The sequence below is a fragment of the Micromonospora sp. NPDC049107 genome (assembly GCF_040648595.1).
Classification (GTDB): Bacteria; Actinomycetota; Actinomycetes; order Mycobacteriales; family Micromonosporaceae; genus Micromonospora.
Genome location: NZ_JBEZEC010000011.1, coordinates 22,388 through 46,893, shown reverse-complemented (window position 1 = coordinate 46,893; position 24,506 = coordinate 22,388). Strand labels below are relative to the sequence as shown.

The following is a 24,506-nucleotide window of genomic DNA, read 5'->3' as shown; positions in this document are numbered from 1 at the left end:
GTCAGCGCTGGAACTGCACCGGCCCCGAGTTGGCGGCCATCCGCTCCAGGCGGGCGACCCGGTCCTCCATCTTCGGGTGGGTGGAGAAGAGGGCAGCCACCGCGCCACCGGCGAACGGGTTGGCGATCATCAGGTGGGCGCTGCTGGTGAGCGTGCCCTGAGCCGGCAGCGGACGTCGCCGGGCCACGGCATCGATCTTGCGCAGGGCGCTGGCCAGGGCCAGCGGGTCGCGGCTCAGCTCGGCGCCGGACTGGTCCGCCTGGAACTCGCGGCTGCGGCTGATCGCCAACTGGATCACGGTGGCCGCGATCGGCCCGAGGATCAGGGTCAGCAGCAGGACGGCCGGGTTCGGCGAGTCCTCGTCGTCCCCGCCACCCAGCGGGATGAACCAGGCGATGTTCGCCAGGAACGTGATGATGCCGGCCAGGCCGGCCGCGACGCTGGAGATCAGGATGTCCCGGTTGTAGACGTGCGACAGCTCGTGCCCGATCACACCGCGCAGCTCCCGGTAGTCCAGGATCTCGGTGATGCCCTGGGTCACGCAGACCGCCGCGTGCTGCGGGTTACGCCCGGTCGCGAACGCGTTCGGCTGGGCGGTCGGGCTGACGTACAGGCGCGGCATCGGCTGTTGGGCCTCGGTCGCCAGTTCGCGCACCATTCGGTACAGCTCGGGGAACTGTGCCTCGCTGACCGGTTGCGCCCGCATCGAACGCAGCGCGATCTTGTCGGAGTAGAAGTAGGAAATGCCGTTCATGACCAGTGAGATGAGGACGGCGATGACCAGGCCGCCACTGCCACCGAACCCGTAGCCCACCGCGAGGATCAGCGCGGTGAGCAGGCCGAGCAGCGCGGCGGTCTTCAGACGGTTGTGGTGCACGATCTCTCCTTCGGTGCGCGGATCGCCTCGACCCGCTGACCGGTACAACAACCCGATACCCGTCAACCATCCGTCGGAACGCTGAGAGTTGACTGAGACCCGCTCAGCGGGCGGCGAGATCCAGCACGAGCTGCGGGGCGACGCCGAGCACCACGGCGGCCACCGTGGCCACCGCCAGCACCACCGCCACCACACCCACCAGGGGTACGGCCACCACGCCGTCTCCGCCCGGCGCGGGGCGCGGCGTCCACAGGCCGGCCGTCACCCGCAGGTAGTAGGCGAGCCCGAGTACCGCGTTCAGCGCCACCACCAGCGCCAACCAGGCCGCGCCGCCGTCCAGCAGCGACCGGACCACCGTCACCTTCGCGAACAACCCGGCCAGGCCCGGTGGCAGTCCCGCGAGACCCACCAGCGCGAGGCCGAGGGCAGCGCCGCGCCACGGGTGCCGGCGCGCGGCCCCGCGCAGGTCGTCAAGCGTGCCGCCGTCCGCCCCCGCCGGGCGCAGCGCGGTCACCCCGGCGAACGCCGCCAACTCCAGCACCACGAAGAACACGGCGTACGCCACGGCGGCGGCGTACGCGGCCGACCGCGCCTCGCCCGTGCGGCCGGCGGCCAGCGCAAGCGCGCCCAGCGGGGCGAGGATGTATCCGGCCTGCGCGACCGACGACCAGGCGAGCAGGCGGACGGTACGCCGCTGACGCAGCGCCACCAGATTGCCGACGGTCATCGTGAGCACCGCCAACAGGGCGAGCACCGGTCCGGTCCGGTCCGCCGGCAGCGCCCGCTGCACCACGGCCAGCACCGCCACCAGGCCGCCCAGTTTCGACGCCGTCGACAGGTACGCGGCCACCGGCAGCGGAGCTCCGTCGTAGGTGGCCGGCGCCCAGGCGTGGAACGGCACCGCCGCCACCTTGAAGGCCAGCCCGAGCAGCAGCAGCGTCACGGCGGCGGTGGTCAGCGGCAGGTCGCGCAACTCCGGCCGCTCGGCCAGCAGCGCGCCCACCCGATCGAGGTGCAGCCCGCCGGTCACCGCGTACAGCAACGCCGCGCCGAGCAGCGTCAGCGTGGTGGCGACCACGCTGACCACGAAGAACGTCACCGCCGCCTCGGCGCTGGCCAGGCTGCCCCGGCGCAGGCCCACCAGCACGTACAGCGGCAGGGTCAGCGTCTCCAACGCCACGATCAGGGTGATCAGGTCGCCGGCCGCGCCGAGCACCACGCCGCCGGTCATCGAACAGGCGAGCAGGAAGGCGTACTCCCCCACCGGTGACCGACCGTCCCGCAGCGCCGGCACGGACAGCCCGAGCACGCCCAGGGTGAGCAACGCCACCACCGCGCCGACCAGGGCCGCCCGGCCACCGAAGACCCACGAGCAGTCCGCGCCGACACAGAACGTCCGCCGCTCGCCGCCCGCGCCCACCAGCGCCGAGAAGACGGCCGTGCCGAGCGCCCCGAGCGCGGCCACCGCGACCGTGGCGCGGGGCCGCGCCAGCACGAGGTCGACCACCAACACGAGTACGGCGGTGCCGGCGGCCAGGTACGCCGGGAGCAACGCGATGCTGTCCACGCTCTGCACGACGCTCATCGGGCCGCCTCCGGTCGCGGCGCGCTTCTCGTGCTCACCTGTGGATCACCTCGATGAGGGCGTCGACGGGCGCCTCGGCGACGCCGAGGACCAGCGCCGGAACCAGACCGATGGCCAGGGCGAGCAGCACCAGCGGCGCCCACGCGGTCAGCTCCGCGCCGGCCAGACCCGCGCCGACGCCGCCCACCGCAGGGCTTGGCCGGCCGTGGGTGACCTGGCGCAGCAACCGCAGGAAGTACGCGGCCGTGAGCGCGCCACCGACCGCCGCGAGCACCCCGAGGGTCAGCCACAGCGGGCCGCCCACCTGAATCGCCGCGACCACCGCGAACGCCTCCCCCCAGAAGCCGGCCAGCCCGGGTAGGCCCAGCGATGCGACGGCCGCGAACGCCAGCAGACCGGCGAGGCGGGGCGCGGTCTCCCGCAGCCCGGACAGCTCGGCGAGCGCACCCGTGCCGGTGCGGTCCTTCACGGCCCCGGCCAGGAAGAACAGCAGGCCGGTGATCACCCCGTGGGCCACGTTGCCGATCAGGGCCGCCTGGACGCCGGTGGCGGTCAGCGTGGCGACGCCCAGCAGGACGAAACCCATGTGCCCCACGCTCGAGTACGCGATGAGCCGCTTCACCTCGACCTGGGCCAGGCAGACCAGCGAGCCGACCAGGATCGCGGCGACCGCCAGCACCCCGAGCACCGGGGCGGCCCAGCGGGCGCCCTCCGGGGCCACCCCCACCGCGACCCGGATCAGCCCGTACGTGCCCATCTTGAGCAGCACCCCCGCCAGCACCACGCTGCCCACCGTCGGGGCCTGCGTGTGCGCGTCGGGTAGCCAGGAGTGCAGCGGCCAGAGGGGACTCTTCACCGCGAACGCGAGCGCGAACAGCGTGAACGCGGCCAACTGGGTGCTCCGGGACAGCCCGGCCCCGCCGGTCAGGGCCACGATGTCGGCGGTGCCCGCGGCGGCGACCACGACGTACACGCCGACCAGCAGCAGCACCGAGCCGACGAGGGTGTACAGCACGAACTTGCGGGCCGCCCGACGCCGGTCGACGCCGCCCCAGCCGGCGATGATCGCGTACATCGGCAGCAGGACGACCTCGAAGAACAGGAAGAACAGCACCAGATCCAGCGCGAGGAACGTGCCGAGGATGCCCACCTCGACGACCAGCAGCAGCGCCACCAACGCCCGGCCGCTGCCGCCCTCGGGCACCCGCCACAGCGAGTACGCGCAGCAGAGCAGCGTGAGCAGCGCCGTCAGCACCACCAGCGGCCAGGAGATGCCGTCGACGCCGAGGTGGAAACGCAGATCCAGGCCGGACGCCCAGGGCAGGTCCACGTCGTGCCAGGGGCGCACCGCCGGTGTGCCGGCCGACCAGGCGAACCAGCCCCGTCCACCGGACACCAACGCCACGGCGGCCAGCAGGGTCAGCGCCGCCGCGACCGTACCGACGATCCGCGCCACCCGGTCCCGGGGTGTCGCCGCCACCGCGACCGCGCCGAGCGCCGGCACCACCAGCACGGCGACGAGCAGCACCTGTCCGAACGTCATCGGACCGCCTCTCTTCGCGACTGCGGGGCTCGCAAAACCGGCTCACTCCTCGCGCTCACCGGACCGCCTCCAGGACGGCCGCCGCCAGGCCGATCAGCAGCGCGCCGGCCAGCACACCGGCGGCGGCCCGGGGCAGCGCCGCCCGGTGCAACGCGGCCAGCCCGACCCCCAGGCCCGTGGCGGCCCGGCCGCTGCCCTCCACGACCCCGTCCACCACCACCTCGTCGCCGGTACGCGCGAGGCGGGCCAGCGCCCGGACGGGGCGTACGACAAGGGTGTGCTGAACATCGTCGAGCCGGAACGCGCGGGCGAAGACCGGCCGCAGCGGACCCAGCGCGGTCGCCGGATCGGCGGCCGCGTCCCGACGCCAGCGCGCCCACACCAGCCCCGCGCCCACCAGCAGCAGCGCCAGCGGCAGCAGCAGCCCCGGACCCACGTGGACCAGGCCGTCCTCCGCGCCCGCGACCGGCACGGTGGCGAACCGCAGCCGGTCGGCGAACGCGCCGACGAACCCGGCCAGGCCCAGCAGCGCGGCCGGCACGGCCAGCAGCAGCACCGGCCAGCGCAACACCGCCGGCGGGTCGTGCGGGTGGACCAGCGGCAGCCGGGGCTCGCCGAAGAAGGCCCGCAGCAGCAGTCGCCCGGCGTACCAGGCGGTGATCGCCACACCGAGCAGCCCGGCCAGCCAGACCAGCCAGCCCACCCACGACGGCGCGGGGCCGGTACCCTCCAGCGCGGCCGACTCGGCGACCGTCAGCACGCCGTCCTTGCTCCAGAAGCCGGCCAGCGGAGGCACCCCGGCCAGCGCGCCGAGGCCGATCACCGTGCACCAGAACATCACCGGCATGGCCCGGCGCAGCCCACCCATCTCCGACATCAGCGTGGTGCCCACCGCGTGGATCACCGCACCGGCGGCGAGGAACAACAGCGCCTTGAACGCGGCGTGGGTGAGCAGGTGGAACAGCGCCGCCGACGGCGAGCCGACGGCCAGCGCGCCGGTCATGTAACCCAGTTGGGAGACGGTCGACCAGGCCAGCACCCGCTTGATGTCGTCCTGCGCGGTGGCGGCGAGCGCCCCGAGCAGCAGGGTGATCGCGGCGAGCACCCCGAGCACCGTCAACGTCACCGGAGCGGCAGTGAACAGCGGGTAGAGCCGGGTCACCGCGTACACCCCGGCGGCGACCATCGTCGCGGCGTGGATCAGCGCGGAGATCGGCGTCGGGCCGGCCATGGCGTCCGGCAACCAGGTGTGCAGCGGGAACTGCGCGCTCTTACCGGCCACACCGGCGAGCAGCAGCAGACCGGCGGCGGTCAGGGTCGCGCCGGAATGATCGTGCGCGAGCACGTCGGCGATCCGGAAACTGCCCGTCGACACCCCGAGCAACGCGATGCCGAGCAGGAAGCCGATGTCACCGACCCGGGTCACCAGGAACGCCTTCATGGCGGCGGCCGGCGCGCCCGCGAGCCGGCGGTCATGGGCGATGAGCAGGTACGAGCAGAGGCCCATCACCTCCCACCCCACCAGCAGCATGATCAGGTCGCCGGCGACCACCACCAGCAGCATCGCCCCCGTAAAGAGACTGATCTGGGCGGCGTACGGCGGATAGCGGTGGTCGACGTCGACGTCGTCGTGCGGGCCGCGCCGCAGGTAGCCGACCGAGTAGACCTGCACGGCCAGGGCCACCGCGGCGACCGCCACCGCGACCAGCGCGGCGGCGCCGTCCAGGCGTACCCCCAGGGTCACCGCCAACCCGCCGAAGTCGACCCACGTCGTCGACGTCTCCGTCGGACCGTCGACAGTCACCAACAGGGCCACGGCCAGCGCCAGCGCGCCGGCGGCGCCGGCCACCCCGATCGTCACGGCCGCCGTTCGGGCCCGGCCACCGCCGACCGCGCCCCCGGGATGCCGTGGGGCCGGCGGCAGCAGCAGACCGGCCAGACCGGCGAGCAGCGGTACGGCGGGCAGCGCCGCCCCGAGCAGCCCGGTCACCGGGTCGCCTCCGCGTCCCGCCCGACGGCCCCGGCCGGTTCGGTCAACGCCACGTCGTCCACCGCCACCGTGGACCGCAGGCGGTAGAGCTGGAGCACGATCGCCAACCCCACCCCGATCTCGGCGGCGGCGAGCACGATGACGAACAGCGCGAACACCTGCCCGGAGTGCGGCAGAACCGCGCGCACCGTGGCGTCCGCGGTGACCAGGATCAGGTTCACCGCGTTGAGCATCAACTCGACCGACATGAGCACCAGCACGGCGTTGCGTCGACGCAGCACCCCGTACACGCCGAGGCCGAACAGCAGCGCGGCGGTGACGTACGGGATGACCGGCCTCACCGACGCCCCCCGGAGGCCAGTTCCGCTGCCGGCGCGGGCTTGTCCTCGGTACGGCGGCCGATGTCGGGCCGGGACAGCACGACCGCGCCGACCAGGGCGGACAGCAACAGGACGGAGAGCACCTCGAATGGCAGCACCCAGGAGGAGAAGATCTGCTCCCCCAGCCGCTCCGCCGTACCCGCGCCGGGCAGCGCGACGGCGCTCCACCGGTACGCGTCGACCAACAGCACGCTCAGCCCCAGCCCGGCCCCGCCACCGATCAGCGCGGCGGGCCAGCCGGGCCGGTCCAGATCGTCGGACGCCCCGATCGGGGCCCGCGTCAACATCACCGCGAACAGCAGCAGCACCACCACCGCGCCCACGCAGATCAGCACCTGGACCCAGGCGACCAGCTCCGCGCCGAGCACCAGATAGTCACCGGCCAGCGCGCCCAGGCAGACCACCAGGTAGAGCCCCGCCCGGACCAGATGCTTGGTGGTCACCACCAGCACACCGGCGCCGACCGCCACCGCGCCCAGCGCGAGCAGCAGCAGGTCCGCGCCGGTCACCGGGCCGTCCCCACGGCTCGGGCGGTCACGACGTCGGGCCCTCGTCGCCGGGGCGTACCGCCGGTGCGATCGACCGCGCGGCCTTGCGCGCGGCGGCGGTCTCCTCCTTGGCCGGCTCGCCGTTGGGATCGTGCGCGGGCGGCGGCGGCACCGTCGCCATCCACTGGCCCAGGTGGTCCTTGTCGTGCAGCAGGTCCTTGATGTCGTACTCGGCGTACTCGAACTCCGGCGACCAGTAGAGCGCGTCGAACGGGCAGACCTCGATGCAGATGCCGCAGTACATGCAGAGCGAGAAGTCGATGTCGAACCGGTCGAGCACGTTGCGCTGACGGGGACGGGCGGCGCCCGGCACCGCCACCTCCTCCTTGTGCGAGTCGATGTAGATGCACCAGTCCGGGCACTCGCGGGCGCAGAGCATGCAGACCGTGCAGTTCTCCTCGGACAGCGCGATCACGCCACGCGAGCGCGGCGGCAGCTCGGGAGCGACGTCCGGGTACTGCTGCGTGGTCGAGCGGCTGGTCATCGTCTTGAGGGTGACCGCCAGCCCCTTCACCAGACCGGCGCCGGGCAGGCCGCGCTCGCTGGCGCCGCCGGCCGGATCGCCGCGCTCGCTGGAATCGGTCATGTGGACCATCCTGCCCTGTGGCCCCGGCGCGCGCGACCACCACCCACAGGTCCGCGGCGGTACCGTGGCCGCGGGGAGGACGACCGCACCTGGAAGGACCCGCCATGACCGCCGCGCTGCAGTTCGACTACCCGCCCGAGAGCGGATGGACGACTGACGATCTGGACGCGCTGCCCGAGGATGGCCGTCGCCGGGAACTGCTCGATGGAATGCTACTGATGTCCCCTCACCCCACCCGCACCCACCAGAGCATCGCCGGCCGGCTCATGGCCGCGCTCGACGAGGACTGCCCCGACGGCTACGACGTGACCCAGGCGGTCGAGGTACGGATCAACCGCACCCGCTCCTTCATCCCCGACGTGCTGATCACCACGGCTGCCGCGGCAGCTCGCGAGCCGTCGAGGTACGAGCCGCACGAGGTGGTCGTCGCCATCGAGATCGTCTCGCCGAGCACCCGCTCGATCGACCGGGTGTTGAAGCCGGCGCTGTACGCCCAGGCCGGCATCCCCTACTACTGGCGGATCGAGACCCTGGACGGCGACCTGGAGGTCGTGACGTACCGGATCGACGCGGTGAACGAGGTCTACGCCGAGACCGGGCGGTGGACGAAGTTCGTCGACACCGGCGAGCCGTTCCCGATCAACCTGCCGATCAGCCGGATCACGCCGCGGAGCCGCTGAGGCCGCCGGCCGGCGGCACCATCTCGACGCCGAGCTGCTGAAGGAGCTGGAGCAGCTCGTTGCAGCTCCACACGTCGATGATCCGGCCAGCGGTGTCGAAGCGCAGGAACGTCGCCCCCGAGTAGCTGACCACCTGCCCGGTCGGCGGCACCGGCCCGAACTGCCCGGCGTGGGTGCCCGCCGCCCGCCAGTGCACGGCCACCCGCCCACCCGCGGCGACCACGTCGACGATCTTGTAGCGGAGGTCCGGGAAGGCCTCCCGGCGCTCGCGGTGCCAGGCCAGCGTCGCATCCGGCCCCGTCCCGCCCAGCCCCGGACACTCCCCGGCGATCAGCTCGTACGCCGACTCCTCCCGACGCGCGTTCCACACGTCGGCGATGAGCCGCCGGGCCGCCGTCTCCACATCCGTCATGACGGCAGGGTAGCCAGAAAAGATGCGGCCCAGCGCCGGGAGCAGCCGAGGTTGGCCCGTACCGCGCCGAGGGCCCGGATTTCGGCGAGGATGGGCAGTGAGGGCAACCGGAGCCGGAGGGCGGACGACGTGGCGCAGACAGGCGGGAAGTACGTCGAGCCGGGTGGCGAGTTCACCCGGGATCAGCGGTACATCGCCACGCGGATCACCGCGGACGGGCGGGACGGTTACCCGGTGGAGCCCGGCCGGTACCGGCTGGCGGTCAGCCGAGCCTGCCCGTGGGCCAACCGCCTCGTCATCGTGCGACGGCTGCTCGGCCTGGAGGACGCCATCTCGATGGCGATCGCCGGCCCGACGCACGACGCCCGGAGCTGGACCTTCGACCTCGACCCGGGTGGGCGCGACCCGGTGCTCGGCATCGAGCGCCTCCAGGAGGCGTTCTTCGCGCGCTTCCCCGACTACGAACGGGGCATCACCGTACCGGCGATGGTGGACGTGCCCACCGGGCAGGTGGTGACCAACGACTACGCGCAGATGAGCCTGGACCTGTCCACCGAGTGGAAGCCGTACCACCGCGAGGGCGCCCCGCAGCTCTACCCCGAACACCTACGCCAGCAGATCGACGAGGTCAACGACGTGGTGTTCCGCGACGTCAACAACGGCGTGTACCGGTGCGGGTTCGCCGGCAGCCAGGAGGCGTACGACAAGGCGTACCACCGGCTGTTCGACCGGCTGGACTGGTTGACCGAGCGGCTGACCAATCAGCGGTACCTGGTCGGCGACACCATCACCGAGGCCGACGTGCGGCTGTTCACCACCCTGGCCCGTTTCGACCCCGTCTACCACGGACACTTCAAGTGCAACCGGCAGAAGCTGAGCGAGATGCCGGTGCTGTGGGCGTACGCCCGGGATCTGTTCCAGACCCCCGGGTTCGGCGACACCATCGACTTCGACCACATCAAGCGGCACTACTACCAGGTGCACCGCGACATCAACCCGACGGGGATCGTTCCGCTCGGCCCCGACCTGTCGAACTGGCTCACCCCGCACGGCCGGGACGCCCTGGGCGGCCGCCCCTTCGGCGACGGCACCCCACCCCCACCCCCGGCCGAACCAGTAGACCCCACCCACACCCCCCTCCGCTAACCCCCCGCCCGCCCGCGCCCGCGCCCCGCGCCCGCGCCCCGCGCCCCGCGCCCCGCGCCCCGCCGATCTTGCACTTTCTGTCGTCGATGTGAGTGGGATGCCCCTTATGCCGCCGCAGTAAGTGCAAGATCGCGGGTGACCATCGCCCGGCCTCATCGATCATGGAGTTGTGGTGCCGGTTTTGGGGGTTGCCGGGCGCTTTGTCACCCACCACAACTCCATGATCGACGGGCGAGGGCGGGGCGAGGGCGAGGGCGGGGCCGGGGCGAGGGCAAGGCGGGGCGAGGCGGGGCGAGGCGGGGCGAGGGCGGGCAGGGCGGGGGCAGGCCAGGGCAGAGGCAGAGGCGGGGGCGGGGCGGGGCAGAGGCGGGGTTAGAGGGCTACTCGGACTGCTGCGGTCAGGACCAGTTGGGCCAGGGAGGCGGGGACCAGGACCAGCCAGCAGAGGCGTTGGAGTTGGTCCTCGCGCAGGCGGGGGTAGGAGACCCGAAGCCAGATGATCACGAAGGCCACGGCGGCGATCTTGAGCAGGGTCCAGAGCCAGCCGAGCTGGTCGTCGGCGAACGGTCCCTGCCAGCCGCCCAGGAACAGCACCGTGGTCAGCGCGGCGATCACCACGATGCCGACGTACTCGGCCAGCAGGAAGAACGCGAACCGCAGACCCGTGTACTCGGTCATGTAGCCGAACACCAGCTCCGAGTCGGCCACCGGCATGTCGAACGGCGGGCGGCGGATCTCGGCCAGCCCGGCGACGAAAAAGATGATCATCGCGGGCGCCTGCCAGAGCAGCCACCAGGGCTGCCACGCCTCGACGATGCCGGACAGGCTGAGCGTGCCCGCCGCCATCGCCACCGACGCGGCGGCCAACACCAGCGGCAGCTCGTAGCCGAGGAGCTGGGCGGCCCCGCGCAGCCCGCCGAGCAGGCTGTACTTGTTGGCCGACGCCCACGCCGACATGAGCACCGCCACCACACCGATGCCGACGACGGCCAGCACGAAGAACAGGCCGATGTCCAACGGCTGCCCGACCAGGTCGTTCGGGCCGAGCGGAATGACCAGCAGCACCAGCAGGTAGGGCACCAGCGCCACAGCGGGGGCCAGCCGGAACACCGCCCGGTCCGCCTCGCGCGGGGTGATGTCCTCCTTCTGCACAAACTTCACACCGTCCGCCACGAGCTGCGCCCAACCGTGGAAGCCGCCCGCGTACATCGGGCCGAGCCGGCCCTGCATGTGCGCCATCACCTTGTGCTCGGCCTGACCGACCAGCAGCGGCAGGGTGAGGAACGCGACCACCACGCCGCCGATCCGGAGCACCAGCTCCACCCAGAGCGGCATCAGCGCGTACCCCCGTCGTCGTCGCCGTCGTCGCGCGCCGCCGGGTCCGCGACCGGCTCGGGCCGCGCGGACCCCGCCGGGCCGTCGGCGGCGTCGGCAACCCGGGGAGTACGCGCCGGACGGGCCCCCGGCGCGGGCCGCGCCGGACGGTCACCGGCCGGTCGGGCCGGGGTGCCGCCGCGCGGCCCCTCCCCCACACCACCCGCGCCGGCCGGGGTGGGCGTCGTCCCCCACTCGCCCGGAGCGGGCACGCCCGGCGGGCGAATCGGCCGGCGGCCACCGCCGGCCTCCGACTCACCCGGTTCCTTTGCGCCCGGCCAGGGCTTCGCCACCCTCGATGCGAGCACGAACTCCTTGCGCAGCGGGTTGCCCTCGAACTCCGGGGGCAGCAGCAGCGGTCGCAGCTCACCGTGCCCGGCGAAGTCGATGCCGAACATCTCGTGGGTCTCCCGCTCGTGCCAGGCGGCACCGGGGTAGAGGTCCACCACCGAGGCCACCGAGGGCGCGTCGCGGGGCACCCGTGTACGCAGCAGCACGCCGTGCCGCAGTCGCGTCGACCAGAGGTGCGCGACCACGTCGAAGCCCCCGGCCAACTCGTCGACCGCCGACAGCCAGTCGAAGAAGTCGCAGGCCAGCTCGGTGTCGTCGCGGGCGGCGCGGACGGCGGTCGACCAGCTCGCCGGCGGTACGTCGACGGTGGCCCGGGCGAACCGCTGCCCGCCGGAGACCGACGCGGTCGCCTCGACCGGCGCGAGCAACGCGACCAGCCGAGCGCCGACCTCTTCTGACGTCATGCCGCTGATCCTAGGGTCTGTTTCAGGAGGGCGGTCGAGCCGAGGCGAGGTCCGGGCGGCGACCGGCCTCCGGTGATCTGGTGGCTTTACCGGCGGTTGTCCCGCCCACGGGGAAAGATGAGGGCGTGCGCGCTGTGACGGTGAAACCCGGGCAAGCCAACTCGCTGAGCCTCGTCGAGGATCAGCCGGAGCCGGCGTCCGAGGAGGGCGCTGTCCTGGTCGAGGCCCTGGCCGTGGGCATCTGCGGCACCGACCACGAGATCATCGCGGGCGACTACGGCGAGGCGCCGCCGGGCGCCGATCGGCTCGTGATCGGGCACGAGTCGCTGGGCCGGGTGCTCGACGACCCGACCGGCACCCTGCAAGCCGGCGACCTGGTGGCCGGCATCGTCCGGCATCCCGACCCGGTGCCCTGCCCCAACTGCGCGGTCGGCGAGTGGGACATGTGCCGCAACGGTCAGTACACCGAGCACGGCATCAAGGCGCTGCCCGGTTTCGCCCGGGACCGTTGGCGGATCGAACCGGAGTTCGCGGTCAAGCTCGACCCCGCGCTGGCCCAGGTCGGCGTGCTGTTGGAGCCGACCAGCGTGGTGGCCAAGGCATGGGACCACATCGAACGGATCGGGCACCGGGCCGAGTGGCAGCCGCAGACCGTGCTGGTGACCGGGGCCGGGCCTATCGGGCTGCTGGCGGCGCTGCTCGGCGCCCAGCGCGGGCTCACCGTCCACGTGCTGGACCGGGCCACCGACGGGCCGAAGCCGGAGCTGGTCGCCGGGCTGGGCGCCACCTACCACGCGGTGCCGGTCAACGACCTGCCCTTCGAGCCGGACGTGGTGATCGAGTGCACCGGCGCGCCCACGGTGGTCCTGGACGTCATGTGCAAGGCCGCGCCGAACGGGATCGTCTGCCTGGCCGGGGTGTCCAGCGGCGGCCGGAGTATCGACTTCGACGCCGGGGCGCTCAACCGGGCGCTGGTGCTGGAGAACAACGTGGTGTTCGGCTCGGTGAACGCCAACCGGCGGCACTGGAACTCGGCAGCGCAGGCTCTTTCGCGCGCCGACCAGGTCTGGCTCTCCTCCCTGATCACCCGGCGGGTGCCGGTGAACAGGTACGCCGACGCGTACACCGCCGGGCCGGACGACATCAAGGTCGTGCTCGAGTTCGCCTCGTGAACCGGTCAGATCCCCGGTAGCCGGCCGTTGCGGAACAGGTCCACGAAGAGTTGGTGGTCCTGCCGGGCGCGCACCCCGTACGCGTGCGCGAAGTCCACCAGATGGGTGACGAACCCCGACTCGTCGGCGTCCACGGCAGCGACGATCGCCTCCTCGGTGGAGTAGTCCACGAGGTCGTGGCTGGACTCGTCGTCGGCGACCGAGTGCATCCGGGCCACCGCCCGGCCGAGGTCGGCCAGCACCCCGGTCAGCTCGTCCGGCTCGTTCACGTCGGCCCAGTCCAGATCGCCGGCGTACGGGGAGACCTCGGCGACCAGTTGACCCGCCCCGTCCAGCTCGGTGTAGCCCAGCCACGGGTCGGCGTGCGCCTGCAACGCTCGCTGCGACTCGGCGGTCCGGTGGCCCTGGTGCCGGAAGTAGCCGGCCACCGACTCGTCGGTGCTGTAGCGGGCCACCGCCGGGACCTGCGCCTGCTTCATGTAGATCAGCACGTCGTTCTCCAGCGCCTGCGTGTGCCCCTCCAGCAGCAGGTTGTACGACGGCAGCCCGGCCGAGCCGATGCCCACGCCCTTGCGCAGCACCACGTCCTTGATCCGGGCGGCCCCTGGACGCAGCCGGGCGGTGGCCGCGGGCAGGGTCTCCAGGTAGTCCTCGAAGGCGGCGAGCACCCGGTCCCGGGTCGTGGCGTCGACCTCGAAGACGCCGTCGGTGACGGAGAACCGCCGCTCGTAGTTGTCGACGGTGGTCTGCGCGGCGAGCAGGTCGACCCTCGTGTTGAGGCGGGCCTGTTGGAGCACCCGACGCAGCACCCCGTCGGCGTTGTCCAGGGTGATCGACCCGATGGCGTCGTCCCCGCCGGCGGCGATGGCCCGCAACTCGGTCAGGTAGGCGCGGGCGAAGCCGGTCACCAGCTCGTCGATCACCGTGTCGGAGAGGGCCTTGCTGTAGCCGAGCAGCGCCACGCTGGCCACGAACCGCCGCAGGTCCCAGGTGAACGGGCCGACGTACGCCTCGTCGAAGTCGTTGACGTTGAACACCAGTTGCCCGGACGCGTTCATGTACGTGCCGAAGTTCTCCGCGTGCAGGTCGCCGTGGATCCACACCCGGCCGGTCCGCTCGTCGAGGAAACGGTCGTCGGCGAAGTCACCGCGCTGGTCGGCGTAGAACAGCGCGGCGCTGCCCCGGTAGAAGGCGAACGGCGACGCGGCCATCTTGCGGAACTTGCGCCGGAAGGCCGCCGGATCGATCGCCATCGACGCGCCGAACTCCGCGCTGAGCACCTCGGTGATGTGGTCCGAGCGCCGGTCCCCTGAGCTGGTCATGGTCCGCAGGCTAGCCGGCCGGGTCCACCACGGGCTGGCAGAACGGGGTGGCGGAACAGGAACCCATCGATCATGCTGTCTGCGTCACGCGCGGGGGCCCGGACACCACGGTCACGTCGGCCGATCGCTGCTGCCATGGGCGGCAGCAGGTCCCTCGCCGGGCGTCGACCACGGAGGACCGGACACACATGTTCCGCAAAACGGGGACCCTGCTCACCGCCGCACTGCTCGGCCTGACCGCCACGATCGGTGGGGCCGGACCGGCCGCCGCGGCACCGGCGGACGCCGCCGGCGGCACCGTGTCGGTGGGCAGACTGATCCTGGAGCCGACCGAGCGGGGCTACCTGGACAGCCTCCCGGTGACCGTCACCAACACCGGCAGCGAGACCGACTACTTCTACCTGACGCTGCGCGAGCCGGTCCCGGGCGCGTTCCAGGACACGGACAGCCGCTGCGACTGGTTCGGCGCGATGGAGGAGAACCGGCGGCTGTTCGACTGCTCCCTCTCGAACAACTGGGCCTACCTCGCCCCGGGCGAGAGCCGCACGGTCACGCTGGACTTCCACGTGCTGACCACCCCGCGGGCGTACCCGATGAGCATGACCGGAGGCCGGATCGCGGTCTCCTCGATCAACGGTGGCCTGATCGCGGAGAGGTCGCTCACCGCGCTGTTCCGGTCCACGACCGGGTCGCTGATCCGCCCCCGGCCGTACGTCCAGGACGCCCAGCCGGACGCCGCCATCGACTCGGTGGGCCCGGTGACCCTCGACCCGGAGGGCACCGGCCGCCTCTACCTGCCGGTGACCGTGCGGTACAAGGGGGACGCGCCGCACGTCGGCCTCGACATCAAGGCCAGTCCGCTGCCCGCCGGGTCGCGCATCGAATACACCATCCCGTCGGAAGGGCCGGTCCTGACGGACCATTCCTGGGTACCGGGGCAACGGATGATGCCCGGCGAGGTGCGTAGCTTCGGATTGGTGATCACCCCGCCGACCGACCCGGCCGACGCTCAGGACGTCATCACCCTGGCGTTGACGACCAACTGGTTCCCGTCGGGCCCGGACGCCGACCCCAGCGACAACACCGCCCAGACCACGCTGGCCATCGCGGCCACCAGCTGATCACCACACGGCAGGGCCGTCGCTCGGACTCGTCCGGGCGGCGGCCCCGGCGTTCGTCAGCCCGCGTCGGGTGGGCGTACGGGTGGGGCGGTGAGGGAGTCGACCGAGCGTGGGGCGCTGGCCTCGGCGGGCGCGGCGAGCAGGTCCCGCTGCGGCACTCCGCCGATCCCGGACTGCTCGGCGGCGATCTTCTCCTGAAGGCGCAGGATGCCGTGCAGCAGCGCCTCCGGGCGGGGCGGGCAGCCGGGCACGTAGACGTCGACCGGGATGAGCTGGTCGACGCCCTTGGTCACCGAGTACGAGTCCCAGTAGGGGCCGCCGCAGTTCGAGCACGCGCCGAACGAGATGACGTACTTCGGCTCGGGCATCTGGTCGTAGAGCCGCTTGATGGCCGGGGCCATCTTGTCGGTCACCGTGCCGGAGACCACCATGAGGTCGGCCTGTCGGGGGCCGTGGGCGAACGGGATCACGCCGAGCCGGATGAAGTCGTGCCGGCCCATGCTGGTGGCGATGAACTCGATCGCGCAGCAGGCCAGGCCGAAGTTGAACACCCAGAGCGAGTAGCGGCGCCCCCAGTTCAGCACGAACCGGATCGGCTCACCGAGCACTGCCGGTAGCTGCACGGACGTCCCCTCTCCTCACCCCACAGTGAATCACAGCCGGCTGTCACGGACCGGACAGGCAACCCCACCGGGTCCGACCGCAACCGGCGGGCGCAGCAGAGTGTGTGACCGGTGCTGGCGAACACGCCGCCTGCGGCCACCACGGGGAGGACGAGTGCTTGTGACAGGAGAAGTACGGGTGGGCGGACCGCCCCCCGACCCGCCGGGAAGTCCTCTCCCCGCGACCGCCGAACTGGTCTTCGACGACTTCTACCACGCTCACTTCCGCTCGCTGGTGGTGCAGCTCACCGCGTACACGGGTGACCGTGGGCAGGCGCAGGACCTGGTTCAGGAGGCGTTCTGCCGGGCGTACGCCCACTGGGGTCGGCTCGCCCGGTACGACGATCCGCTGGCCTGGGTACGCCGGGTCGCCTGGAACCTCGGCCACAACCGCTGGCGGCGGCTGCGGACCGCGCAGGCCTGGCTGCTGCGGCAACGGGAGACACACGTCGCCGAGCCGAGCCCGGACCGGGTCGCCCTCGACACCGCCTTGGCCAAGTTGCCGCCGAAGCAGCGCCGGGCTGTCGTACTGCACTACCTCGCCGACCTGACGGTCGCCGAGATCGCCGCCCAGGAACGGGTCGCCGAGGGAACCGTCAAGTCCTGGCTGCACCGGGGACGGGCGGCCCTCGCGACGCACCTGCGCGACACCACCGAGGAGGTGCGAGATGTCTGATCAGGAGATCCTCGACCTCGCCGAAGAGTTCGCCCACTACCGCCGTACCGTGCTGGAGGAGGTCGAGGTGCCCGGGCCGGCCGCCGTGCGGCGGACGGCGCGAGGCCGCGGCCGTCGCCGGTTCGCCACCACCACCGCGACGGTGCTCGCGCTGTTCGGCGGGGCCGCCGTCGGGTACGCGACGATGAACGGCCCCGATCGCGAGCCGGGGCCCGTGGATCCCACGTCCGCGCCGTCCGCCAGCCCGTCGGCGACCGCGACCGCCAGTGCGACGGCCAGCCCGTCTGCCACGGCGTCGAACGGCGGCGCCAGCCCGACCGTCGCCGCCCCGAACGGCCGCATCGGCCGGGCCCAGTTGCTCGCCGCGACGGTGTCGCTGCCCGCCTGGACCACCCCGGCGGAATGCCCCACTGGGCGGGTGCGGCTGGGTGCCGAACCGGCCCGCGAAGGCGTCAACGAGCTGGTCGCGCTCGACTACGGCGACCTGGACGGCGACGGGGCGACGGAGACGGTCGCCCTCGTGCGCTGCCTGTTCGGCACCCGCGGGCCGTTCCAGGTGGTCGCCTTCGATCGGGACGCGTCCGGCCGGGTCGTCACCCTCGGCCGCGTGGCCGGCACCGCTTCGCCCACGCCGGGTTGGGTGACCGCCCTGGACGTACGCGACGACGGCGAGGTTCGGGTCGAGGTGCTCGACGTCGCGCCCGGCGGCGGCTGGCCGATGAAGAACTCCCAACGGCAGTGGCGCGGCTACCGCTGGACCGGTGACGCGTTCGACCAGGTGTCCGGGCCGAGCACCTTCGGCCCCAACCCGCGATCGGCCGACCTGTCGATCACCGCCACCGACCTGGTGTTGACCCCTGCGGCGGACGACTCCCGATCGGGCACGGTCACCGTGCGGATCCGCAACGACGCGGATCGGACGCCGCCCGGGGTGCTCTTCACCATCGAGCTGCCGAAGGCGCTGCGGCCCGTCGGGGACGGCTGGTCGGGCTGCGACATCGGGACGGGGAGCACCGTGCTGGTGTCCTGCCACATAAGCGCCGTGCCTGCGCACGGCGAGATGCGGCGGACCCTGGAACTGCGGGTCGCCGCCGGTACCAGCCTGGCCCCGGGAAAAGCGACACTCTGGACCTGGTCCCGGGACCCGGACATGGACCCGTGGCTGGACAACAACAGCGATGACAACGAGTCGACCTTCGGCTATCGCTGACCCTTCCCGGACACGGACACGGATCGACTGGACGAGGCGGCCGCGCTCACCCGAGCGCGGCCGTCGTCGGCCTGCCCGTCCGCCGCGGCCCGCTCGTCGACTGTCGGATTCGCGGCTGGGCGGACCGCAACCAGGTGCCTCGCGGCGGAGTGTTACCGGCGCCCAGGGGCACCGGCCCAGCGGGCAAACGGGGAGGGGCAGTGACAGCAACGATGGGGGCCCGCGCCAACGAACCGCCGGCGGTGCTGACGTCCGGAGGGTCGAACGCGGCGGCGATCGCCTTCGACGACTTCTACCACGCGCACTTCCGGAGCGTCACGGCCCAACTGTGTGCGTACACCGGGGATCTGGGCCACGCGCAGGACCTCGCCCAGGAGGCGTTCTGCCGGGCGCTGGCACGCTGGGACCGCCTGGTCCGCTACGACGATCCGGTGGCCTGGGTCCGCCGGGTCGCCTGGAACCTGGCCCGCAGCCGCTGGCGTCGGCTCCGCACGGCACGCAACCACCTCCTGCGGCAGCGACACGTCGAAGCCGAGGTGGACGGCCCCACGCCGGATCGGGTGGCCATCGACGCGGCGCTCACGCAACTGCCGCCCAACCATCGACGGGCCGTCATCCTGCACTACCTGGCCGACCTGTCGGTCAGTCAGATCGCCCTGCAGGAAGGAGTGGCCGAGGGCACCGTGAAGTCCTGGCTGCACCGGGGCCGGACCGCCCTGGCCGGACTGCTGGACGAGAACACCGAGGGGGTGTCCGATGTCTGATCTCGACCCGCGGCTGCGCGAACGGTTGACCGCGTACCGTGCGGACGTCACCGCCCGGGCCGTCGGCCCCGGTCCCGACCAGGCCCGACGTACCCTGCGCCGTCGCCGGCGGACGAGGGTCGTGGCGGTCGCGGCGGCTGCGGTCGTGCTGGTGTTGGCGCCGGTCGTCGCCAACGCCGCGCTGAAGGGCGACCGAACGCCACCGGTACCGGCGGAGTCCGTCGACCCGACACCCCCGCCGACGACGACCCCGCCACCACCCACACCGTCGGTCAGCCAATCACCAGATTCCACACCCACTGCCGACCCGGGCGCCCCGGACGGCCGGATCAGCCGGGCCCAGTTGCTCGCCGCCCGTGTCGACCTGCCGACGTGGCCGCAGACCGCGCCGTCCACCTGCATCACGACGAACGTGCGGCTGGCGACCACCTCGAACAAGAGCTTCGTCCCGTTGCTCACCGACCTGTCCGTGGACCACGCCGACCTGGACGGTGACGGCGCTCAGGAGACGGTTGCCGTCGTCGCCTGCCGGTACGGGGAGGCGTTGGCGAAGCAGGTCGTCGCCTTCGACCGGGATGACGACGGGCGCATCGTGACGCTCGGCCGGGTCGTCCGGACCACCGACGGTGTCGAGGACATCCTCGGGGTGACCCTCACCGCGGCCGGCACGGTCGACGTGCGGGTGGCCGACCTGCAGCCGTGCTGCGACACCCCGACGTACTGGAAGCAGGAACAGACGCGTACCTACCGGTTCAAGGGTGGCCGGTTCGTGCAGACAGGCGGCCCCACGAAGTTCGGGAAGGATCCCCGGCTCACCGACCTGCGCCTGTCCATGACGCACACACTGGTAAACGTCACCGGTGGTCGCGAGCTGACCATCGTCCTCACCGTCACCAACGCGGGATCGGTCGACGCGGCCCAGGTCCAGTTCAGGGGCCTCGACGTGGGTGCGCCGACGACAGGTGACTGGTCCAGGTGTGACCCGGCGGCCGCGGCGGCCGACGACCACCGGACGTGTCTGGTGCCGGGGGTGCCGGCCGGCGAGTCGCGACGCTACACGTTCGTCCAGCGGGTGCCGAGCCGCTCGGGCACCGATGCGACCACCCGGTTCTTCTTCGTGACCCACTACGACGCGCAGGACCGGCAGTGGCGCGACCGCAACGAGAAGGACAACAAGGTGCAACTCCCCGGCGTGTTCTGACGAGGAGGATGTCCGGTGCCCCATCCCGTCGGGGTGGGGCACCGGGGTTCACTCGCCCGAACTCCAGTCGGGGCGTTGCAGGAGGCCCACGAACTCGACCAGCAACCTCTCGCGCAGCGCCGACGGGGCGGCGTCGAGCAGCGTGTTCACGACCGCCATCCGATCCGGCAGCGGACCGGAACTGTCGCCGCCGCCCAGGCCCAGCCCGGCCGCCAGGCCGGCCACCACCTCCGGCGTCAGCGCCTCGGGGGTGAGGACGCCGACCAGGGAAGCCACCTCGGCGGGCAGCCGCACCGGGCCGCTCGCCTGGGTCGCCGCCACCGCGGCGGCCAGATCCGGGCCGAACTCGGCCACCCGGGGCGCGACCGAGGCGGTCACCGTGAGGTGCACACTGGCCGGCAGATCGACGTACGACAGCTGGGGCTGGGTGTGCCAGCCACGGGCGGTCAACTCGTCGACCAGGACGAACAGGTCGGGGCCGCCCTCGGTGGCGGTGAAGCAGACCACCGTGGACTCCGGCTCGGCCATCAGCCGTAGCCCGTCGACGGCGCGGACCGCGTCGGCCAGGGCAGCGACCGCGTCCCGGGTGGTGGCGGCCAACCGCAGGTAGCCGGCGTCGCCGAGGTGTCGCAGGGTGGCGTACGCGGCGGCGATCGGCCCGCCCGAGCGGGTCGAGGCGATCACCGGGTTGATCATCGTGTAGCCGGGCCAGTCGGCGTACGCGAAGTACTGCGGCGCGCGTCCGGTGGCGTCCCGGTGCAGCAGCACCGACACGCCCTTCGGCGCGTACGCGTACTTGTGCAGGTCGACCGAGATGGACGTGACGCCGGGAACCGTGAAGTCGAACGCCGGCACCGGCTCGCCGAGGCGACGCAGGTACGGCAGGGACCAGCCACCGAAGCAGGCGTCGACGTGGCAGCGCACTCCGGCCTCGGCGGCGACGGCGGCGATCTCGGCGACCGGGTCCACCACCCCGTGCGCGTACGAGGGCGCGGAGCAGGCGACAAGTACCGTGTCCGGCCCGATCGCGGCGGCCATCGCGGCGGGTTCGGGACGCAGCGTGTCCGGCGAGACCGGCACCACGTCCAGCGCCACCCGCAGATAGTGCGCCGCCTTCGCGAACGCGGCATGCGCGGTCGACGGCACCACGATCCGGGGCGCGGCGATCTCCGGGTGCGCGTCCCGGGCCGCCTTGACGGCGAGGATCAGCGACTCGGTGCCGCCGCTGGTGACGCTGCCGACCACGTCCGGCGCGGTCGTCCCCGGGCCGCCGCCGAGCACCCGGCCGGCCGCGCCGACGAGCGCGTTCTCCATGGCCAGCAGGGACGGGAACGCGGTCGGGTCGAGACCGTTGACGTGGGCGCTCTCGGAGTGCGCGGCGGCGGTGAGGTCGTCGAGTCCCGGCACCGCCGGGTCGTAGACGTAGGCGAACAGCCGTCCACCGTGGGTGGGCCGGTCACCGGCGCGCAGCCGCCGAACCTCGTCCAGCGCCTGTTCCGCGCTGACCCCGTCGCGGGACAACGCGCCCGCCCCGAGCGTGTTCTCGTCGATCATGGAGTCATGGTGCCCTTCTAGTAACGGCTAACGGCTTTTGTCTCCCACCACAACTTCATGATCGACCCCGAGGGTGGGGGCAGGGGTGGGGAGGGTGTAGTGGCGGAGCAGGAGGATGGGGGGAGCTATCAGCAGGGCTGGGATCAGGGTGAAGCCGAGCAGGACGCCGAGCCTCGCCGTGTCGGACTGGGCGGCGGCGGTTCCGGTGTCGGAGGAGACGTAGCCGGAGACCTGCAGCACGAGGCCGTAGATGCCGGGGCCGAGCGCCAGGCCGAAGGTCTCCCCGGCGGTCCACAGGCCGGTGAAGACGCCCGCCTGCCGTCGACCGGTGCGTGCCGTCTCGTACGCGATGCAGTCGGGGAGCATGGCCAGCGCGAACACCTGTTGCCCGGCGTACCCGACGCCGAGCACCGCGACCACCAGGTAGACGGCGACCGGCGGCAGCACCGGGGCGGCGACCAGGGCGAACGCCCCGGCGGCCAGGATCAGCCCGGCGACGACCAGGGCGGCCCGCTTGCCCAGCCGGGCGCCGACCCGGGCCCAGAGCGGCATCACCAGCAGCGCCGGCCCGACGAAACAGGCGAAGAGCAGCGTCGGCCCGTTCCGGTCGTCGCGCAGGATCTGCCCCGCGAAGTAGTTGACCCCGGCGAGGATGGTCGCCACCCCCACGGACTGCACCACGAAGCAGATCAGCAGCGCCCGGAACGGCCGGTTGGCCCCGGCCACGGCGAGCTGCGCACGCAGCGTCGGTTCGCTGACGTCGACCACACCAGCGGGTGCGGACCGGGTGCCGAGAAACGCGCCGAGCGCGCCGACGCCGATGAGCGCCGCCACGAACAGGCCCATCCAGCGGTGTCCGGGCACGCCGTCGCCGCCGGCCGTCACCACCAACGGGGCGACCGCGCCGGAGATCAGGATGGCCAGCGCCAGCACAGCGATCCGCCAGGTCATCAGCCGGGTGCGTTCGGTGTGGTCGTCGGTCATCTCGGCGGGCATCGCCATGTACGGCACCTGGAAGAAGGCGAACGCGGTGGCCGTGGCCAGGAAGGCGAGCGCCACGTACGTCGCGGCGGCCGGCCCCTTGTCGAACGGCGCCGCGAAGATGGCCGCGAAGAGCGCGGCGAGCGCGAGACCGGCGACGAGCAGGTACGGGCGGCGTGCGCCCCAGCGTGACCGGGTGCGATCGGAGATCCGGCCGGCGACCGGGTTCACCAGCACGTCCCACGCCTTCGGCAGCAGCACCAGCAGGGCGGCTACCCCGGCGGCGACGCCGAGCGTGTCGGTCAGGTAGGGCAGCAACAGCAGGCCGGGCACGGTGCCGAACGCGCCGGTGGCCAGCGAGCCGAGCGCGTATCCGACGTGCACCGGTCGGGGCAGCCGTCCGGTGGCGGGCAGGCCGGCAGCACCCGGCGGCTGGTTCATGGGGCCGAATGTTACTCACGTTATGGCGGGGGTCACATCCCCTCCCCGGGCGACCAACCCGCCGCCGCGATGTCCACCCCCGCGCCGCGCAACGGCGTCCCTTCGGCCCGCAGCCGGGCCCGCGCCTCGCGCTCGTGCCCCGGTGGCAACCGGCCGCCCGCGGTCACCACCCGATGCCAGGGCACCGAGCCACCGTGCCGGGCCATGATGGCGCCCACCAGGCGCGCGGAGGAGCGACCCGAGCGTTCGGCCAGCGCGTCGGCGACCGCGCCGTACGACATCACCCGGCCCTCGGGAATCCGCTCCACGAGGTCCAGCACGGCCTCGACGTACTCGTCAGGAGTCACAATCCGCCACCATATGGGAACGCCACCGGGCCACGCGGGCGTGACCACGCAGAATGGGCGGGTGCGCGACGCAGTCACGGCCGCTCGGCGGATCGTCGTCAAGATCGGGTCCTCCTCGTTGACCACCGCCACCGGCGGTCTCGCCGACGAGCGGGTCGACGCGCTCGTCGACACCCTGGGTCGGCTCGGCGCCGAGGGACGCGAGGTCGTGCTGGTCTCCTCCGGCGCGATCGCCGCCGGCCTCGCCCCGCTCGGTCTGACCCGACGTCCGCGCGACCTGGCCACCCAGCAGGCCGCCGCCAGCGTCGGCCAGGGCCTGCTGATCGGCAGGTACGCGGCCAGCTTCGCCCGGCACGACCGCACCGTCGGGCAGGTGCTGCTCACCGTCGACGACGTGACCCGGCGGGCGCACTACCGCAACGCGTACCGCACCCTGCGCAAACTCCTCGACCTGCGGGCCGTGCCGATCGTCAACGAGAACGACACGGTCGCCACCGAGGAGATCCGGTTCGGCGACAACGACCGGTTGGCCGCCCTGGTGGCCGCCCTGGTGCACGCCGACCTGCTGGTGCTCCTCTCCGACGTGGACGCGCTCTGGACCGGCGACCCGACCCGTCCACAGTCGGTGCGGATCGCCGAGGTCCGTAACGAGGAGGACCTCGCCGGAATCTCCATCGGCGGCGCCGGCCGGTCCGGCGTCGGCACCGGCGGCATGGTGACAAAGGTCGAGGCGGCCCGGATCGCCACCGGCTTCGGCATCCCCGTGGTGCTCACCTCCGCCGACCTGGCCGCCCCGGCGCTGGCCGGCGAGCCGGTCGGCACGCTGTTCCACCCGCAGCGGCAACGGCCGACGGCCCGGCTGTTCTGGCTGGCCCACGCCACCTCGCCCCGGGGACGCCTGCACCTGGACCCGGGCGCGGTGGCCGCCGTCGTGGAGCGGCGCAAGTCGCTGCTGCCGGCCGGCATCACCGCCGTGGACGGCACCTTCACCGCTGGCGACCCCGTGGACCTGGTCGACGACGCCGGTGCGCCGGTAGCCCGTGGCCTGGTCAACTACGACGCGGTGGAGCTGCCCGGCCTACTCGGCCGTTCCACCTCCGAACTCGCCGCGGCGCTCGGCCCGGCGTACGAACGGGAGGTCGTCCACCGCGACGACCTCGTACTGCTGTAAGCAAGGGC

Annotated in this window: 24 protein-coding genes; 9 read left to right on the top strand and 15 right to left on the bottom strand. The window is 72.7% G+C overall.

The features are described 5' to 3' along the window. Position 1 precedes the first annotated feature (1 nt). The 7 genes from htpX to AB0B55_RS25440 all read right to left on the bottom strand — a co-directional run bounded on the left by htpX (position 2) and on the right by AB0B55_RS25440 (position 7,518). Positions 2–877, bottom strand: coding sequence for a zinc metalloprotease HtpX (gene htpX, locus AB0B55_RS25470; RefSeq protein ID WP_357134095.1), 876 nt, complete (start codon positions 875–877; stop codon positions 2–4). A gap of 103 nt (positions 878–980) precedes the next feature. Further along, positions 981–2,462 (bottom strand): proton-conducting transporter membrane subunit, encoded by a 1,482-nt coding sequence (locus AB0B55_RS25465; protein WP_357174330.1) that lies wholly within the window; start codon positions 2,460–2,462, stop codon positions 981–983. Between the two features lie 34 nt (positions 2,463–2,496). Next, positions 2,497–4,005, bottom strand: a complete 1,509-nt coding sequence (locus AB0B55_RS25460) for an NADH-quinone oxidoreductase subunit M (RefSeq protein ID WP_357134101.1) — start codon at positions 4,003–4,005, stop codon at positions 2,497–2,499. 55 nt (positions 4,006–4,060) lie between these two features. Then, a complete protein-coding gene (locus tag AB0B55_RS25455) occupies positions 4,061–5,995 on the bottom strand; it encodes an NADH-quinone oxidoreductase subunit L (protein WP_357134104.1) in 1,935 nt (644 codons plus the stop codon). Further along, positions 5,992–6,336 carry an NADH-quinone oxidoreductase subunit NuoK gene (gene nuoK, locus AB0B55_RS25450; RefSeq protein ID WP_357134107.1) on the bottom strand — a complete coding sequence of 115 codons (345 nt, stop codon included), beginning with the start codon at positions 6,334–6,336 and terminating at the stop codon, positions 5,992–5,994. Before nuoK ends, AB0B55_RS25455 begins: the two co-directional genes overlap by 4 nt. Further along, complete coding sequence (locus tag AB0B55_RS25445; protein WP_357174327.1) at positions 6,333–6,884, bottom strand: NADH-quinone oxidoreductase subunit J; 552 nt, start codon at positions 6,882–6,884, stop codon at positions 6,333–6,335. The genes nuoK and AB0B55_RS25445 overlap by 4 nt, the downstream gene beginning before the upstream one ends. Before the next feature lie 25 nt (positions 6,885–6,909). Next, positions 6,910–7,518 (bottom strand): NADH-quinone oxidoreductase subunit I, encoded by a 609-nt coding sequence (locus tag AB0B55_RS25440; RefSeq protein WP_357134112.1) that lies wholly within the window; start codon positions 7,516–7,518, stop codon positions 6,910–6,912. 95 nt (positions 7,519–7,613) lie between these two features. Here AB0B55_RS25440 and AB0B55_RS25435 point away from each other — a divergent pair, with 95 nt between their 5' ends. Beyond that, a complete protein-coding gene (locus AB0B55_RS25435; protein WP_357174324.1) occupies positions 7,614–8,189 on the top strand; it encodes a Uma2 family endonuclease in 576 nt (191 codons plus the stop codon). On the opposite strand, the gene AB0B55_RS25430 is transcribed toward AB0B55_RS25435, so the two are convergent. Then, positions 8,170–8,601 (bottom strand): ester cyclase, encoded by a 432-nt coding sequence (locus AB0B55_RS25430; protein ID WP_357134114.1) that lies wholly within the window; start codon positions 8,599–8,601, stop codon positions 8,170–8,172. The two genes, AB0B55_RS25435 and AB0B55_RS25430, sit on opposite strands and share 20 nt — an antisense overlap. A 90-nt stretch (positions 8,602–8,691) precedes the next feature. On the opposite strand from AB0B55_RS25430, the gene AB0B55_RS25425 reads away from it, so the two are divergent. Continuing rightward, positions 8,692–9,747 (top strand): glutathione S-transferase C-terminal domain-containing protein, encoded by a 1,056-nt coding sequence (locus tag AB0B55_RS25425; protein WP_357174321.1) that lies wholly within the window; start codon positions 8,692–8,694, stop codon positions 9,745–9,747. 372 nt (positions 9,748–10,119) lie between these two features. Here AB0B55_RS25425 and AB0B55_RS25420 read toward each other — a convergent pair whose 3' ends face one another. Both AB0B55_RS25420 and AB0B55_RS25415 read right to left on the bottom strand, forming a co-directional pair. Next, positions 10,120–11,082 (bottom strand): complex I subunit 1 family protein, encoded by a 963-nt coding sequence (locus AB0B55_RS25420; protein WP_355053351.1) that lies wholly within the window; start codon positions 11,080–11,082, stop codon positions 10,120–10,122. Beyond that, positions 11,082–11,876 (bottom strand): NADH-quinone oxidoreductase subunit C, encoded by a 795-nt coding sequence (locus AB0B55_RS25415; protein WP_357134119.1) that lies wholly within the window; start codon positions 11,874–11,876, stop codon positions 11,082–11,084. Before AB0B55_RS25415 ends, AB0B55_RS25420 begins: the two co-directional genes overlap by 1 nt. Before the next feature lie 125 nt (positions 11,877–12,001). On the opposite strand from AB0B55_RS25415, the gene AB0B55_RS25410 reads away from it, so the two are divergent. Beyond that, positions 12,002–13,048, top strand: a complete 1,047-nt coding sequence (locus AB0B55_RS25410; protein WP_357174318.1) for a glucose 1-dehydrogenase — start codon at positions 12,002–12,004, stop codon at positions 13,046–13,048. A 5-nt stretch (positions 13,049–13,053) separates the two neighbouring features. Here the strand turns inward: AB0B55_RS25410 and AB0B55_RS25405 are convergent, their stop codons facing one another. Next, the gene (locus tag AB0B55_RS25405) at positions 13,054–14,370 is read right to left on the bottom strand and encodes a DUF2252 domain-containing protein (protein ID WP_357134122.1); all 1,317 of its coding nucleotides are present in this window, start codon (positions 14,368–14,370) and stop codon (positions 13,054–13,056) included. A 188-nt stretch (positions 14,371–14,558) separates the two neighbouring features. On the opposite strand from AB0B55_RS25405, the gene AB0B55_RS25400 reads away from it, so the two are divergent. After that, positions 14,559–15,491, top strand: coding sequence for a hypothetical protein (locus AB0B55_RS25400; protein ID WP_357174315.1), 933 nt, complete (start codon positions 14,559–14,561; stop codon positions 15,489–15,491). Between the two features lie 56 nt (positions 15,492–15,547). Here AB0B55_RS25400 and AB0B55_RS25395 read toward each other — a convergent pair whose 3' ends face one another. Beyond that, positions 15,548–16,114: an NADH-quinone oxidoreductase subunit B family protein gene (locus tag AB0B55_RS25395; protein WP_355053355.1), complete on the bottom strand. Its 567-nt coding sequence runs from the start codon at positions 16,112–16,114 to the stop codon at positions 15,548–15,550. A gap of 178 nt (positions 16,115–16,292) precedes the next feature. Here AB0B55_RS25395 and AB0B55_RS25390 point away from each other — a divergent pair, with 178 nt between their 5' ends. The 4 genes from AB0B55_RS25390 to AB0B55_RS25375 all read left to right on the top strand — a co-directional run bounded on the left by AB0B55_RS25390 (position 16,293) and on the right by AB0B55_RS25375 (position 20,004). Next, a complete protein-coding gene (locus tag AB0B55_RS25390) occupies positions 16,293–16,829 on the top strand; it encodes a SigE family RNA polymerase sigma factor (protein WP_357134126.1) in 537 nt (178 codons plus the stop codon). Then, positions 16,822–18,039 carry a hypothetical protein gene (locus tag AB0B55_RS25385; RefSeq protein WP_357174311.1) on the top strand — a complete coding sequence of 406 codons (1,218 nt, stop codon included), beginning with the start codon at positions 16,822–16,824 and terminating at the stop codon, positions 18,037–18,039. The genes AB0B55_RS25390 and AB0B55_RS25385 overlap by 8 nt, the downstream gene beginning before the upstream one ends. A gap of 212 nt (positions 18,040–18,251) precedes the next feature. Beyond that, positions 18,252–18,803 (top strand): SigE family RNA polymerase sigma factor, encoded by a 552-nt coding sequence (locus AB0B55_RS25380; protein WP_357134164.1) that lies wholly within the window; start codon positions 18,252–18,254, stop codon positions 18,801–18,803. Beyond that, positions 18,796–20,004 carry a hypothetical protein gene (locus AB0B55_RS25375; protein WP_357174308.1) on the top strand — a complete coding sequence of 403 codons (1,209 nt, stop codon included), beginning with the start codon at positions 18,796–18,798 and terminating at the stop codon, positions 20,002–20,004. Before AB0B55_RS25380 ends, AB0B55_RS25375 begins: the two co-directional genes overlap by 8 nt. A gap of 48 nt (positions 20,005–20,052) precedes the next feature. Here AB0B55_RS25375 and AB0B55_RS25370 read toward each other — a convergent pair whose 3' ends face one another. The 3 genes from AB0B55_RS25370 to AB0B55_RS25360 are packed head-to-tail and all read right to left on the bottom strand — an operon-like array spanning position 20,053 to position 23,327. Next, entirely contained in the window at positions 20,053–21,558 is a 1,506-nt protein-coding gene (locus tag AB0B55_RS25370; RefSeq protein ID WP_357134132.1) for an aminotransferase class V-fold PLP-dependent enzyme, read from the bottom strand. A gap of 27 nt (positions 21,559–21,585) precedes the next feature. Continuing rightward, complete coding sequence (locus tag AB0B55_RS25365) at positions 21,586–22,980, bottom strand: MFS transporter (RefSeq protein WP_357174305.1); 1,395 nt, start codon at positions 22,978–22,980, stop codon at positions 21,586–21,588. Positions 22,981–23,012: 32 nt separating this feature from the next. Continuing rightward, on the bottom strand, positions 23,013–23,327 hold the full coding sequence (locus AB0B55_RS25360; protein ID WP_357134136.1) for an MGMT family protein: 315 nt from the start codon (positions 23,325–23,327) through the stop codon (positions 23,013–23,015). A 13-nt stretch (positions 23,328–23,340) separates the two neighbouring features. On the opposite strand from AB0B55_RS25360, the gene proB reads away from it, so the two are divergent. Beyond that, the gene (proB, locus tag AB0B55_RS25355) at positions 23,341–24,498 is read left to right on the top strand and encodes a glutamate 5-kinase (protein ID WP_357134138.1); all 1,158 of its coding nucleotides are present in this window, start codon (positions 23,341–23,343) and stop codon (positions 24,496–24,498) included. Positions 24,499–24,506: the final 8 nt, after the last annotated feature.